At 42.4% G+C, this 14,001-nt stretch carries 13 protein-coding genes; 7 read left to right on the top strand and 6 right to left on the bottom strand.

Features of this window, described 5'->3' with window-relative positions:
• Positions 1-63 precede the first annotated feature (63 nt).
• The 5 genes from AACU33_RS30695 to AACU33_RS30675 all read left to right on the top strand — a co-directional run bounded on the left by AACU33_RS30695 (position 64) and on the right by AACU33_RS30675 (position 6,901).
• On the top strand, positions 64-4,317 hold the full coding sequence (locus AACU33_RS30695; RefSeq protein ID WP_096594075.1) for a PAS domain S-box protein: 4,254 nt from the start codon (positions 64-66) through the stop codon (positions 4,315-4,317).
• Positions 4,318-4,321: 4 nt separating this feature from the next.
• Positions 4,322-4,474, top strand: coding sequence for a hypothetical protein (locus AACU33_RS30690; RefSeq protein WP_339376385.1), 153 nt, complete (start codon positions 4,322-4,324; stop codon positions 4,472-4,474).
• Positions 4,475-4,486: 12 nt separating this feature from the next.
• Positions 4,487-4,609 (top strand): hypothetical protein, encoded by a 123-nt coding sequence (locus tag AACU33_RS30685; protein WP_339376384.1) that lies wholly within the window; start codon positions 4,487-4,489, stop codon positions 4,607-4,609.
• Between the two features lie 150 nt (positions 4,610-4,759).
• A complete protein-coding gene (locus AACU33_RS30680) occupies positions 4,760-5,707 on the top strand; it encodes a LysR family transcriptional regulator (protein WP_096594074.1) in 948 nt (315 codons plus the stop codon).
• Between the two features lie 123 nt (positions 5,708-5,830).
• A complete protein-coding gene (locus tag AACU33_RS30675; RefSeq protein ID WP_096594073.1) occupies positions 5,831-6,901 on the top strand; it encodes an anthranilate phosphoribosyltransferase family protein in 1,071 nt (356 codons plus the stop codon).
• A gap of 80 nt (positions 6,902-6,981) precedes the next feature.
• Here AACU33_RS30675 and AACU33_RS30670 read toward each other — a convergent pair whose 3' ends face one another.
• The 3 genes from AACU33_RS30670 to AACU33_RS30660 all read right to left on the bottom strand — a co-directional run bounded on the left by AACU33_RS30670 (position 6,982) and on the right by AACU33_RS30660 (position 9,017).
• Positions 6,982-7,884 carry an MBL fold metallo-hydrolase gene (locus tag AACU33_RS30670; protein WP_096594072.1) on the bottom strand — a complete coding sequence of 301 codons (903 nt, stop codon included), beginning with the start codon at positions 7,882-7,884 and terminating at the stop codon, positions 6,982-6,984.
• Between the two features lie 12 nt (positions 7,885-7,896).
• Positions 7,897-8,280: an aspartate 1-decarboxylase gene (gene panD, locus AACU33_RS30665; protein ID WP_096594071.1), complete on the bottom strand. Its 384-nt coding sequence runs from the start codon at positions 8,278-8,280 to the stop codon at positions 7,897-7,899.
• 224 nt (positions 8,281-8,504) lie between these two features.
• Positions 8,505-9,017, bottom strand: coding sequence for an inorganic diphosphatase (locus AACU33_RS30660; protein ID WP_096594070.1), 513 nt, complete (start codon positions 9,015-9,017; stop codon positions 8,505-8,507).
• A 274-nt stretch (positions 9,018-9,291) separates the two neighbouring features.
• Here AACU33_RS30660 and AACU33_RS30655 point away from each other — a divergent pair, with 274 nt between their 5' ends.
• The gene (locus tag AACU33_RS30655) at positions 9,292-9,453 is read left to right on the top strand and encodes a hypothetical protein (protein WP_339376383.1); all 162 of its coding nucleotides are present in this window, start codon (positions 9,292-9,294) and stop codon (positions 9,451-9,453) included.
• Positions 9,454-9,462: 9 nt separating this feature from the next.
• Here AACU33_RS30655 and AACU33_RS30650 read toward each other — a convergent pair whose 3' ends face one another.
• From AACU33_RS30650 to AACU33_RS30640, 3 genes are all read right to left on the bottom strand, one after another.
• Entirely contained in the window at positions 9,463-9,648 is a 186-nt protein-coding gene (locus AACU33_RS30650; protein ID WP_096594069.1) for a hypothetical protein, read from the bottom strand.
• An 875-nt stretch (positions 9,649-10,523) separates the two neighbouring features.
• Complete coding sequence (locus tag AACU33_RS30645; RefSeq protein WP_096594068.1) at positions 10,524-11,495, bottom strand: DUF362 domain-containing protein; 972 nt, start codon at positions 11,493-11,495, stop codon at positions 10,524-10,526.
• A gap of 72 nt (positions 11,496-11,567) precedes the next feature.
• A complete protein-coding gene (locus AACU33_RS30640) occupies positions 11,568-13,004 on the bottom strand; it encodes an aspartate ammonia-lyase (protein WP_096594067.1) in 1,437 nt (478 codons plus the stop codon).
• 205 nt (positions 13,005-13,209) lie between these two features.
• Between AACU33_RS30640 and AACU33_RS30635 the strand changes: the two genes are divergently transcribed.
• The gene (locus AACU33_RS30635) at positions 13,210-13,965 is read left to right on the top strand and encodes an ATP-grasp domain-containing protein (protein ID WP_096594066.1); all 756 of its coding nucleotides are present in this window, start codon (positions 13,210-13,212) and stop codon (positions 13,963-13,965) included.
• Positions 13,966-14,001: the final 36 nt, after the last annotated feature.

The raw sequence follows: 14,001 nt of genomic DNA, 5'->3' as shown, positions 1-14,001 counted from the left end.
AGAAAACATCAACTACAGAAACTGGATTGCAGCTTGCCTTTCAAAGCCAATATACGAGGGATTATGTCACTCACAATACAAAATCATCATAATGAATTTAGCCCTCAGTCCCTTCATTTACCAAATTTAAAGGATTGTATAGACTACTCTCCCTTGACAGTTACCCCAGATTTTTCTGTAGTCGATGCCATTGTCTTGATGAGTCAGCACCGAACCAGTAGTACCTTGATAGTTGAGAAATCACAATTAGTAGGAACGTTTACAGAGCGAGATTTAGTTAAGCTAACTGCCTCTGGAGTTCAGCTATCTCAGGTAAAAATTGCAGAAGTAATGACACGACAAGTAATTACCCTCAAGCAATCCGATCCTCAAAATTTATTCACTGTTGTGTCGTTATTACATCAGCATCAGATTCGTCATTTACCTGTGTTGGATGAAAACGATCGACTAATCGGTATCATCACACCCGCAACTATTCGTCAAGCACTGCAACCCGCTAATTTTCTCAAGCTGCGATCTGTTACCGAGTTGATGACTACGCAGATCGTTCATGCGCCGCGAACTGCAACTGTGTTGGATGCAGCCCGACTCATGGCTGAAAATCAAATTAGTTGTGTGGTGATAGTAGAAGCAGCAGCGGAGCAATTGGACTTGCTTATCCCTGTAGGAATTATTACCGAGCGAGACATTTTGCAATTTCACTTATTGGGGTTAGATATAGCTCAAACCCAGGTGGAAAGTGTGATGAGTTCACCATTATTTTGCCTAAGTCCTACAGATTCTCTATTGGATGCTCATGAAGAAATGCAGCGTCGCCATGTCCGCCGATTAGTGATAGTTGGCAAGCAAGGGGAATTGTTGGGAATTATTACTCAGACAAGCTTTCTGCAAGTTTTAGAACGCCTGGAAATGTCTGCTGTGATTGCTGCACTCCAACAACAGGTAGAACAACAAACAGATGAATTAAAAAAAGCCAACGAGCAATTAAAGCAAGAGATTGAGCAACGCCAACAGGTAGAAGCAGAGCTACGCAAAGCTACTGCTGATTTAGAAAAACGAGTAGCGGAACGCACAATAGAAATTTCCCAAGCTAATGCACTTTTGCAACAGGAAATTAGCGATCGCGAACTTGCTTTTCGAGAACTCCAGCAAGTTGAATTAACTCTACAGCAGGAGCGTGACTTTATTTCAGCCGTCCTCGATATAGTTGGCTGTTTGGTTGTAGTACTCGATCGCCAGGGAAGAATTCTCCGTTTTAATCAAACCTGTGAAGCAGTAAGCAACTATTCGTTTGCTGAAGTTCACGGTAAGCATTTTTGGGACGTGTTTTTAGTTCCAGAAGAAATAGAAGCTGTCCAAGCTGTTTTCCAGCGACTCCAAGCAGGTCAATTTCCCAACCAATATGAAAATTATTGGTTAACAAAACAAGGAAATCGTCGATTGATTGCTTGGTCTAATACTGCTATTTGTGATGAATCAGGGACGGTGGAATATATTATTGGAACTGGTATCGACTTGACCGAACGCCAGCAAGCCGAGACAGCACTCAGAAGTAGCGAGTTGCAACTGAGAGCATTATTTCAGGGGGCAAATGATGCTATGGTGATAGCCGATGATGAAGGCAGGTATGTAGACGCTAACCCCGCCGCCTCTCGACTTTTTGGCTTGTCAACAACAGATCTTTTCGGTCGCACTATTGTAGAATTTGCCGAGCCTGGTTTTGATTTTATCAAAGTATGGCAAGAATTTCAAGCAAGTGGGCGAGAAACTGGGGAATTTCGCCTCCTACGTCCCGATGGTACGATTCGCGAGGTAGAGTATGGGGCGACAGCTAACTTTATGCCTCACCGTCACCTCTCAATTTTGCGGGATATCAGCGATCGCAAGCGAGCCGCAGAACAGCAGCAACTAGTAGCAACAATCGCCCAACGTATCCGCGCCTCTTTGAACTTAGACGAGGTATTAAATACTACTGTGGCTGAAGTTCGGCAGTTCCTTCAGGCTGACCGAGTTTTTATTTATCGCTTTCAAGCAGACTACAGTGGCATTGTAGTAGTGGAAGCTGTTGGTGATGGTTGGTTTTCTGCTCTCAATACCAAAGTTGAAGACACTTATTTTATGGAAACTGGCGGTGAGGAATACAGACAGGGTCGTATCCAAGCTGTACCAGACATTTATACAGCAGGTCTCAGCCAATGCCACTGCGATTTACTAGCTCAATTTCAGATAAGAGCAAACTTGGTAGTCCCGATCTTGCAAGGAGCAAAATTGTGGGGATTGTTAGCGATCAACCAATGTTCTGCAACCCGGTTGTGGCAGTCGTGGGAAATAGATTTAATTAATCAATTGTCAACCCAGGTCAGCATTGCCATTCAGCAATCAGAATTGTATCAGCAAGTACAAGCTGAACTGATGGAGCGTCGGCAGGCAGAAGCGGCTTTGCGTAAGAGTGAAGCACAATTGAAGTTAGCCTTAGAAGCTGCCAAAACAGGGATTTGGGACTGGAATATTCTCGATAACAAAATAACTGGGTCTGAGAATTTGCCTGAGATGTTTGGTCTTGACCCAGATAAATTTGATGGGACTTATGAAGCCTTTATCAATCAAGTTGATCCACTAGATCGGGAATTAGTGATTAACGCAATCACGCGATCGCTCCAAGAAGGCGCAACCTACGACATCGAATTTCGGATTGTCTTGCCTGATGGCAAAATTCGCTGGGCAGCCACCAAAGGTCAAGTTTTTTACGACCAAACGGGCCAAGCTGTGCGGATGATTGGGGTAGATATGGACATTAGCGATCGCAAGCAAGCGGAGCAGAAAATCCGCGAACAAGCTGCTTTGCTTGATATCACCAGCGATGCGATCGTAGTCCGGAATTTATCACACGAAATTTTATTCTGGAACAGAGGAGCCGAGTGCTTATATGGTTGGTCGGCCGAGGAAGCCCTAGGCAAAAATGCTAATGAATTGTTGTATAAGAAAATTCCGCCACAAATAGAAGAAGCTCTCAAGACAGTTCTGGAACAAGGCGAGTGGTTTGGTGAATTACCTCAAGTCAGCAAATATGGTGCGGAGATCGTTGTCGAAGGACGTTGGTCGCTGGTACGCGATGAAGTCGGAAATCCTAAATCAATTTTAATTGTCAACACCAATATCACTGAGAAAAAACAACTAGAAGCGCAATTTTTACGTGCCCAGCGTTTAGAGAGCCTGGGAACTCTTGCTAGTGGCATTGCTCACGATCTCAATAATATTCTCACACCTATTCTGACTTCATCTCAATTGTTGGTACTCAAACTGAGCAATCTCGATGCACGGAATCAACAATTATTAAAAATAATCGAAACTAATTCTAAACGCGGTGCTGATTTAGTTAAACAAATTCTTACCTTTGCCCGTGGATCGGAAGGCAAACACCTCCCTTTACAAATAGAACATCTGCTCTCAGAAATTCAACATATTGCCAACAGTACATTTCCTAAATCCATTATCATCAAGACGAATCTGCCAACAACTAAGCTTTGGACTGTCTTGGCAGACTCCACGCAAATGCATCAGGTATTAATGAATCTAGTAGTTAATGCTCGTGATGCTATGCCCAATGGTGGGACTTTGCAACTGCAAGCAGAAAATATTTCCATTGATGAGACCTATGCCAAAATGCATTTGGCTGCTCATGTGGGTCAATATGTAGTTATAACTGTCTCGGATACAGGAGTAGGTATTCCTGCTCATCTATTGGATCGCATTTTTGAGCCATTTTTCACAACTAAAGAACAAGGCAAAGGTACAGGATTAGGCTTGTCAACCGTAATTGGCATTATTCATAACCACGGTGGTTTTGTTAACGTCTGTAGCAAGATGGGTCAAGGCACCCAATTTCAGATTTACTTACCAGCTGGTTCCCAAAAGATCAACCAGCAAGCAGAAACTCTAGAATTACACAATGGTAAAGGAGAAACAATTCTCGTTGTAGATGATGAATCCGCCATCCTAGAGATTATCAAAATCTCTCTAGAAGACTACAACTATAGAACACTAACGGCTACTAACGGTATTGAAGCGATCGCATTATATAGCCAGCACCAAGATGAAATTAGCCTGGTACTGCTAGATATGATGATGCCATCGATGGATGGGTTAACCACAATCCGCGTTTTACAACAAATGAATCCGCAGGTCAAGATTATTGTGATGAGTGGTATCAATGCGAGAAATCAACTTGCCGAAGTTGATGGCATCAATACATTTTTGAGCAAGCCCTACACTATTAATGAATTGTTGCAGGCTATAGAGACAGTCAATAGTCAATAGTCATGTGTCCAAAGTTCCGAGTCCAGAGTTAATAGTCATTTGTCCCTCTCATCTCCCTTGTCAACGCCACTTGCTACAACGCGACGGCACTTCCTACCCTTCGGGAACGCTTTCAGCGAACAAGTCGGCGTTCGCCCTTGGCGTTGCCGAAGGCTAGCCGCCCAACGGAGTGCCTTGGAAACCCGCGCAACGCAGAGGCTCCTCCTTGTCTCCCCACACTCCCCACACTCCCTCATCCCTAGCAAACAAATTGCGTGGCGGAGATTTAGGGAAAAATACAGCATCAGAATGAATATTGATGAGAAAAGCTGTAAAAAGCGAAGTCGAAAAAATGTAAATTAAAATCTTGCAGAGTCAACCACTTGTAACAAACTCTACCAAATTAAGTTTAAAAATCCGTTAACTTAATGAAAGCCATAAATGTAATTCAGGCTACAAAAAAATGCGACTAGAGCAGTTGCAAGCTTTTTTAGCGATCGCGGACACTGGCAGCTTTCAACAAGCCGCAAGAAAATGTGGGGTCACTCAATCTACAATTAGTCGCCAAATCCAGGCATTAGAAGCAGATTTGGGGATAGAACTGTTTCATAGAACCACTCACGCCAAGCTGACACTAGGGGGTGAGAGGTTACTACCCCGCGTGCGGAAAATCTGTCAAGAATGGCAAACAGCCACAGAGGAATTAACAGATTTAATCTCAGGTAAACAGCCAGAATTGTGTATTGCTGCTATACATTCCTTGTGTGCTTCATACTTACCACCAGTTTTACAGCAATTCTGTCGCGATTACCCAGATGTACAATTACGAGTAACTTCTTTGGGTAGCGATCGCGCTTTAAAAGTATTGAAAGATGGATTGGTAGATTTGGCAATTGTGATGAACAATCGCTTTCTCACTACTGGCCGTGAAATGGTTGTAGAAGTACTCTATGAAGAACCAATAGAAGTTCTCACCGCCGCCAAGCATCCACTCGCCCAATATGAATGTATCCCTTGGTCTGAGCTAATTCGCTATCCTCAGGTAGTGTTTAAAGATGGTTATGGGATGCAACGCCTAATCCAAGAGCGATTTGAGCGATTAGAAGCCACACTGCAAGCAGCTTTAGAAGTCAACACTTTAGATGCTTTCCGGGGAGTGGTACGTCAAGGAGAACTGATCGCTTTGTTACCGCATTCTGCCTTAATGGAAGCCCAGCTTGACCCGACTTTGGCAGTACGCCCGTTAGCTAGTAATAGTAATTGTACTTTGCCTGATACTTCTAGTTTGACACGGCGGGTAGTCATGGTTACAACTGGCGATCGTCTGCAAATTCCGCCTATCAAGCATTTTTGGCAACTAGTACGAGATAATATCCCACCACAAATTAACCAACAGCGATCGGCTTCTTAACGCTATGATGAGTCAAAAGTCCAAAGCCTAAAGTCCATAGTCAAAAGTTCAAAGCCCAATAACTATTGACTATTGATCTTTGACCATTGAGTATTGACTATTGACCCTTGACTATTGACTGTCATGAGCAATGTATTTAGGCCATTTCTGCAAAAGGTAGGGAGTGGAAATCACACAGGAGAAAATTTAACTCGTGCTGAAGCTGCCACAGCTACCAAAATGATGCTGGTAGGTGAAGCAACTCCTGCCCAAATCGGAGCTTTTCTAATTGCCCATCGCATCAAGCGTCCCACGCCCGATGAGCTGGCGGGAATGTTAGATGCTTACAACGAACTAGGGCCGAAACTTCAACCTATAGCTTCTGAGCGATCGGTAATCGTCTTTGGCATACCCTATGATGGCAGAACGCGCACCGCACCAATTAGCCCGATTACAGCTTTAATATTAGCGGCTGTTGGCCAACCAGTGGTGATGCATGGAGGCGATCGCTTACCGACGAAGTACGGTATACCTTTAGTAGAAATTTGGCAGGGGTTAGGGGTCGATTGGACAAACTTGTCACTTGACAAAACCCAGCAGGTATTTGAGCAAACAGGAATTGGCTTTGTTTATACGCCTCAGCATTTTCCCTTAATTAACAGTATTTGGGATTACCGCGATCAGCTAGGCAAACGTCCACCTTTGGCAACAATGGAGCTAATTTGGTGCCCTTACGCCGGAGATGTACACATGATTCCGGGATTTGTCCATCCACCTACAGAAACGCTATTTCAATTAACTCTAGCTTTGCAAAATATTACAAAATATACTTTAGTTAAGGGATTGGAAGGTAGTTGCGATTTACCACGCGATCGCACAGCTATCATCGGCTTATCAACACCCTCCGGCGAACTAGATCGCTTGCACCTCGCACCGCGCGATTACGGTTTTACAACTAAAAATGTCCCCCTTGGTACAACAGAAGAACTACTTACCGAAATGCAAGCAGTTCTGGCGGGTAATCCTATAGAATTAACACAAACAGCCTTGTGGAATGGCGGATTTTACCTTTGGCAAAGTGGCGTTTGTCCAGATATGCGATCGGGTCTAGCTAAAGCGGCAGAATTATTAATAAATGGAGTTGTAGCTAACAAACTTCAACAACTAAGCCAGGTAGTAAATTCAATAGCAAAAACGGCATTTCAGCCAGTTTGATGAGTCAAGAGTTAAAGGTAAAGTGTCATTTATTTCTTTCCCCCTGCTCCCTGCTTCCTGCTTCCTGGTTCCTCATCGCCCTACTTAGCCACAGATAAGATCATACCTTCAGAGGCTAAAACTGCTTTGGGAAAGACAGACTTAACATCAGATTGAACCCGATCTAAAAACTCATCGTCGTCATCTGGATGATAATGAGAGATAACTAAGCTTTTAACACCCGCACGATCGGCTAAATCTACAGCAGTCTGCCATTGTAGATCGGCTAGATCGTGGTTGTGAGCTGTGGGGGGATTATAAGTACCGTTAGCAATGAAGAAATTGACCCCTTCAATTAGCTGTAAAATCCTTTCCTGCTCTACTTTATCGGGAGTCTTGGGCAAATCTGTAATGTAGGCAACGCTAAAATTCTGCCACGTAACGCGGTAGCCAAGCGATCGCTGATGTTTATTGATCAATGCTGCGTTAATCGAGACATCATCTAGCTTGACCTCGCTACCCGAATTGAGATTGTGGAAATGCAATTGTGATTGCATTACCTGTAAAGGATAGGGAAAGTGTGGCTGAAGCATTTGGTCATAAAGACACTGCTTAATCGAGGCACTATTTGAGGCTGCTGCGCCGTAGATATGGAATTTATTTTGAGCAATAAATGCGGGGGCAAAAAAGGGAAAGCCTTGAATGCGATTTAATTGGGAGTTAGTAAAAAATAAATGGGCCTCTATTGGCTGTTGTAGCTGCTGCCAAGTTTTACCTAATACTCGTAAGCCCGTACCTCCATCAAAAATCAATTCTTTTCCGGCTACACGTATTTCTACACAACCAGTATTCCCCCCGTAGCGGTTGGTGTTACTGGCTGGGGTAGCAATCAAACCTCTAACACCCCAGAATTGCACTAAAAATTCTGTGGCTGAACTACTGAGTGGGGTAGTTTGCTTCTCAGTTACGTAGCTCTGGGAACCCGACAGCTCAAAATTTGACATTTTCCTTGCATTTTAGACCTTACTGAGCAGGTCATCGTAGTGCCGTACTTCCAAAAGTTGGTTTTTTTCGTCTACAATGACGACCTTAGGCGAGTAATTTTGTAACTCTTCCGGAGTAAACTGCCCGTAGGCCATTATAATCAGGCGATCGCCTATAATGCCTAGACGTGCGGCAGCCCCATTCAATTCTATTACTCCTGAGTAGGCTGGAGCAGGTATTGCATAGGTAATAAAGCGCTCGCCATTAGCTTTATTCACTACTTGTACCTGTTCGTAGGGTAAAATACCAGCTTTTTGCAACAGAATTTCATCTATACTGATACTACCTACATAGTTGACATTTGCCCCTGTAAGGGTACAGTTGTGAATTTTGGCTGACAGGAGAGTTCGCTGCATTTGATTTAGATTTACTAGCAATTTTTGCGAGCCGCAAAAAGCAAAAGTTTTTGATTTTATTGATTACTGACTATGGTAACTAGGTTTTTAGCTAGTTTGTACCGATGAAATCATGAATCCATGATTCAACAAAATTGGTAATGGGCGATCTGTCAATAGTCAATAATACAAAAATAAATTTCTGCATTACTGACAACTGAGAGCTTACCCATTACCATCAGCGATTAGCCTTGAGCAGCTTTGATGGACTTTTCTACCAATGCTTTTACCCGATCGACATCTTGCCAACCGAGAATTTCAGTTACTTTTTTTTCCAGATTTTTATAAGTGCGGAAAAATTCAGCAATTTCATCCAAGCGGTGTGATGGTAAATCTTTTAAGGATTGTATTTGAGCATAACGCGGGTCTTTGTCAGGAACGCAAAGAATTTTTTCATCGCGATCGCCGCCATCAATCATCTCTAATAAGCCAATCGGTCTTGCTGCAATGATACAGCCAGGAAAGGTTGGTTCATCAACAATGACCATACCATCTAAAGGATCGCCATCATCAGCTAATGTATTGGGTACAAAGCCATAGTCATAAGGATATTGTACCGAAGAATACAGTACTCGATCTAGGGCAAAGGCCTGTAGATCTTTGTCAAATTCGTATTTATTTTTACTCCCGCCTGGAATTTCAATCAGAACGTTGATTAGACCCGGTTTTGGCTGGGGTGGTATACGGGATAAGTCCACAAAAAAGCTCCTCTATTAACACAGTAAATTTTGGGCGTCAGCAATATAGGCTCCCCGTGTAGAATTTTAGGGCCAAGATGGACTTCTTCCCAAGGTATTCTTTTAACTTACGGGAACAGCGAACAGAACTGCCTAATTTTTGTTTTGCATAAGTGAAAGCAACAATCTTCTATTCTGCGAAAAAAAGCGGCGATTACTTAGAGATCGCCGCGCTTGCTTTCAGTATTGACATTTCCCATTGCTAGCAGCATCTGGGATTGCTGGTTGAATTAGAGTGGAGTTCGATCGCCACGATGTAGATAACCTAACTCCTCAACAACCATCCAAGTTACGCCCTACCAGAGTTACAAGAGTTTTTATCCTCTTTGTTTTGCTGGATATTCGTGCTGGTTTAGAGTTTATTACTCATTGGATACTTACTTCTCAAGTTTTTTGATGAGACTGCCTAATCTGGACTTTTAGGCAAATTATAAGTTAGAGGTTGTTGGTTATGGGTAACATTCGCTGAAGAATAATGAGCAATGACAAATACAGGGAGTGTCAGAGTTAACAGAGCGATCGCAGTTCCCACAATGTCTGCCAACCTATGGGAATATGTATCGTTATTGGCAGACTGGCTATTTGAATTCATACAAAAAATTTGAACTTCACCAAATCACTTTGAGTTTTACTCTCTTCAAGAGAGCCTTGATGCTATTTTAACGATTTTTTAGCTGTAAAATCTGAATTGATACAGAATCTTAACCAGTTTCCTAACTGTCATAATATATATTTGCTACCTCAGAAAGTTGACATAAAGTTCATTACAAACATTTTTTGCTTTAACGTCGTGTTGGCTATTAAATATCACTATCTCTACAGTGTATTTGTTGGCATATTTATAGCTGGCATCTCAGCATTAGAAATCACATTTTGAATTATGAGATGAGATCGAATTTACTCAGGTATTTAGCATTTACTGCATTAGTATAACATCTTCAAATTCCTTGTCTAAGGTAGTTTTAGGGATAATTGCCTAATTTGTGCTACTTCAAATCAATACCGCAAAACCACCGATTATCTATCATATTACCTAACACATCAACAGTAGTTACACTTAAAAATTTGCAAGCGTTCTGGCTAACTATTAAGGTAGATTTTTTTAACCATAAATCTCTATCGGGAAAATCCAGATATCTATCTAGTTTGGTAGTATTAATTAATTTCCTACACTCAGAATCTGCCAGAATTTAAATTGCCAGATACTAGTAATATCTCCTATTGTGTCAATCTATATATAGGTAGATTTCTTAAACATTTAAGCTACTAGAACTCTAAATAAATTTACTAAATGTTGCAGAAATGATATTGATTAATAATGCAGAGTTTGATGAAAAATTTTATAACAAATTAATCTATGAGAAAACCGCCGCTAAACTAGGGCGGTCTGGTTAAGCAATCGGAGGGTAGTTATAGCTTACTCTGCGAAAAGTGGCAATTGTTGTAGCCAAGTTTGCACTTAATCAATTAACGTCTACCATAAGCAGTCATTGGTTCTTGAATAAACCGAATGTAAAGATGTTTAAACGTTGATTTAATCACGCGTGGCATTGCAAAATCGATGGGGATTAACTTGTCTGGTAATCGCCAATCTTCTAATTTTAGTAATTCAGGTTCTAAGTGAGGAAAATCAATATTAGCTAATTCTGGACACACTCCTAATCGTTGGGAAGCTGCGACGGTGGGTACTTGTTGGGGTGGGACGTTGAGAATTTCTACCATTGCCCGATCTAAGGCAAATACATTTGATGCTGCTGCTAAAATACCCAAGGCACGAGGTTCTCCATTACTAGGGCCATTGCCATCATGACCGATGATGCCATCTAAAATGGTTAAGTTGGGGTTAATAGCTTTGGCTGTTTCTACTAACATTTCCCCAAAGCGGTTGGCGTCTTTGCCAGCTTCCATGTGCCACCAAGCTTTCATCTTGCCTGGAACGCAACCAAAAAGATTTTTAACTCCTAGAGTTAATGTCAGTTGGGCGTGGGATTTGACCTTCGGTAGGTTAATCACGACATCCGCCGCCATTGCTTCTTTCGATAACAACAGGTGATTAAAATTCTCGCTGACTGTTTCGTAACGCTGACCGTGAAAATCTACAATGGGCAGCTTGAGTTCTTCTAAAATCGGTGCATAGCCATTGGCTACAGCTACACCCTTCGCACTGCCAAAAGCCGGACTATCGCCTAAAAAGGGTTTACCGCCAACTTCTATGACCATCTGGGCAACTGCGTAAACCAGTTCGGGGCGGGTAGTACACTCTTTACCAGGACGCGCCCCTGTGAGGAGATTAGGTTTGAGTAAAACGCGATCGCCACTTTTCACAAAAGCTGCCATTCCCCCAAAAGGTTCCAGCAGCGTCACTAAAGACTCTCGTAAAGTCTCGGTTTCGTAAGAAGTAGCACGGATTAAACTGACCGATGGTTTTTGGGTCTGCATGGATAATAAAGAAGATTAGTAAAGATAACAGAAAGAAGAAGTTCTTCTTTCTTATATCTTTCTATTATCTTTCTAATCTACTTTGCCTGATTCTGCGGTGAGGGGTAAGATACCACTCATTTGTTCGAGATTTAAGACTGTGGCTAATTCTGCCTCACTCATCAGTCCTTTTTCTAAGACAATCTGCCTCAAGGATTTGCCAGTTTCTAGGGATTCCTTAGCTACAGCCGCCGCATTCAGATAACCGATGTGAGGGTTGAGGGCGGTAACTAAAGCTAAACTACCTTCAGCATATGCCAAACACCGTTCTTCGTTAGCGGTAATGCCTTTGATGCAGCGTTCTGTGAGGGCGGCGATGGTATTTCCCAAAATTTCGATACTGTGAATCAAATCATAGGCAATTAGCGGCATCATCACATTTAATTCCAATTGTCCGGCTTGAGCTGCTAAGGCGATCGCATTATCGTAACCCATGACTTGAAAACATACCATTGATGTCATCTCTGCCATCACCGGATTATACTTACCTGGCATAATCGAAGAACCTGGTTGCACTGGCGGTAGTTGAATTTCCTTGAATCCAGTTTTTGGCCCGGAATCCATTAGCCGCAAGTCGTGGGAGATTTTCACTAAATCCTGGGCTAAATTACGCACAGCACCGGAAACATTTACAAATGGTGCCATACTCTGCATTGCAGCCATGAGGTGCGGTGCGGGTTGCAAAGGCAAATTTAGCAATTCGGCCAGCACTTCTACAACCCGCGCCCGATAAAGAGGATGAGTATTCATACCCGTACCAGCCGCACTACCTCCCAAACCCAACACCATCAAATCTCCAGAGGCGGTGTAAATGCGGTTTTGATGTTCTGCAAGGATGTATGCCCAAGCCCGGAAATTCTCACCCAAACGCACAGGTACAGCATCTTGCAAATGTGTTCTACCAGACTTGACGATATCTTGAAATTCTGTAGCTTTGGCTTCCAAGGTTGCGATCGCATTATCTAAGGCTGGGTGTAATGTATGCGCAAGTGCCAATAATCCACCAATGCGAATTGCTGTGGGAATTACATCATTGGTAGACTGTCCGTAATTCACATGGTCATTCGGACTCACGCGCTTATAGTTACCTTTTTCATCGCCCAGAATTTCTAAAGCGCGATTCGCCAAAACTTCGTTAACATTCATGTGGTGGGAAGTACCCGCACCAGCTTGATAAACATCGACAACAAATTGATCGCGCAACTTTCCTGCAAGTATTTCTTCCGATGCTTGCACAATTGCCTGACTAATGTTTTGGGGAATGCAACTCAGTTCGCCGTTGACAATTGCAGTAGCTTTTTTAATTAATAAACAAGCATCTACGTAAGTAGATAAGGGCTTTAGTCCACTGATAGGGAAGTTTTCGATTGCCCGCAGCGTTTGGATACCGTAATAAACATTACTAGCAATTTGGCGATCGCCCATCGAATCTCGTTCGATGCGAAATTCAGAATCTATTTGTTGAGTCATGGTTCGTATAATTTAGAGAATCTCAGAACACAGATCATCCCACGCCTAGGCAGAGATGTGGAGATCCAACATCTGTGATATAAATCATTTTTTAGGCAATAATTTTAAGTATTGACAGCAACTCTGCCTCTTGTATGATTTTGGTGGGGTGATAGTTTCAGGCTATCAAACTAAAGCAATTTATGATTGACTTTGTGAATTAGTATTGATTTCTCAAGCTTTTATTCAAGAACAAGGTAATGGCAAACTTCGACACGAGGAGCAACTTGTTACTGAAGAACTAAGAAAACGTGGCATTCCCATCACCTTTTATACCCAAAAGCGAATTCAGCGGCGACAACTTTCACTCAACGATTGTTCTTTAGTTGTGGGTGATATGCCTTGTGTTTTAGGTGCATTAAAACAGCTTGGTATCCCTGAACCTTTACCAAACGATTATCCCCCTTCTTTGAGCAACTTCATGCACCGTCGGATATGGACATCTACGCTTTTAGAGTTAGAACAAAAACTTCGCAACGCCAAATATTCTTCAATATTTGCTAAACCTGCTGTACGCCGCAAACGCTTTACAGGTTGTGTCTTTGAATCAGAATATGATTTATACCGAGTTTATGGAGTATCGCGTCAGGAAAAGTTGCTGTGTTCAGAAGTAGTGTCTTGGCTGAGTGAGTATCGCATCTATGTTGTTCGCTCAGAAATTAGAAGTATCGATTGTTATGATGGGAACGCCAATGCTGTACTAGATATTGATAAAGTCCATCGCGCTATCAAAACTCTGGATAATGCAGGAGAATCCTATGCAGGATATGCAATTGATTTTGGAGTTTTGGATTCTGGAGAAACTGCTCTAGTAGAGATGAACGATGGTTTCGCTATAGGAGCTTATAACATTAATTGCAAAGATTACACAGACATGATTTTAGCAAGATGGGAAGAGCTTTTATCTCACCTTGTAGCATAGCTTCCGCTACTTTACAGTCAGAGACAAACAAGATTT

This window comes from Calothrix sp. NIES-2098, assembly GCF_963875125.1.
Lineage (GTDB): Bacteria > Cyanobacteriota > Cyanobacteriia > Cyanobacteriales > Nostocaceae > Aulosira.
The sequence above is the reverse complement of the archived record's forward strand: the minus strand, read 5'-3'. Positions and strand labels throughout refer to the sequence as shown.

Bases quoted from the DNA above. Each gene is read 5' to 3' on its own strand.
- panD (WP_096594071.1), bottom strand. From the start codon at position 8,280: ATGCAGCGAACTCTCCTGTCAGCCAAAATTCACAACTGTACCCTTACA.
- AACU33_RS30670 (WP_096594072.1), bottom strand. From the start codon at position 7,884: ATGTCAAATTTTGAGCTGTCGGGTTCCCAGAGCTACGTAACTGAGAAG.
- AACU33_RS30650 (WP_096594069.1), bottom strand. From the start codon at position 9,648: ATGAATTCAAATAGCCAGTCTGCCAATAACGATACATATTCCCATAGG.
- AACU33_RS30680 (WP_096594074.1), top strand. From the start codon at position 4,760: ATGCGACTAGAGCAGTTGCAAGCTTTTTTAGCGATCGCGGACACTGGC.
- AACU33_RS30640 (WP_096594067.1), bottom strand. From the start codon at position 13,004: ATGACTCAACAAATAGATTCTGAATTTCGCATCGAACGAGATTCGATG.
- AACU33_RS30645 (WP_096594068.1), bottom strand. From the start codon at position 11,495: ATGCAGACCCAAAAACCATCGGTCAGTTTAATCCGTGCTACTTCTTAC.
- AACU33_RS30675 (WP_096594073.1), top strand. From the start codon at position 5,831: ATGAGCAATGTATTTAGGCCATTTCTGCAAAAGGTAGGGAGTGGAAAT.
- AACU33_RS30695 (WP_096594075.1), top strand. From the start codon at position 64: ATGTCACTCACAATACAAAATCATCATAATGAATTTAGCCCTCAGTCC.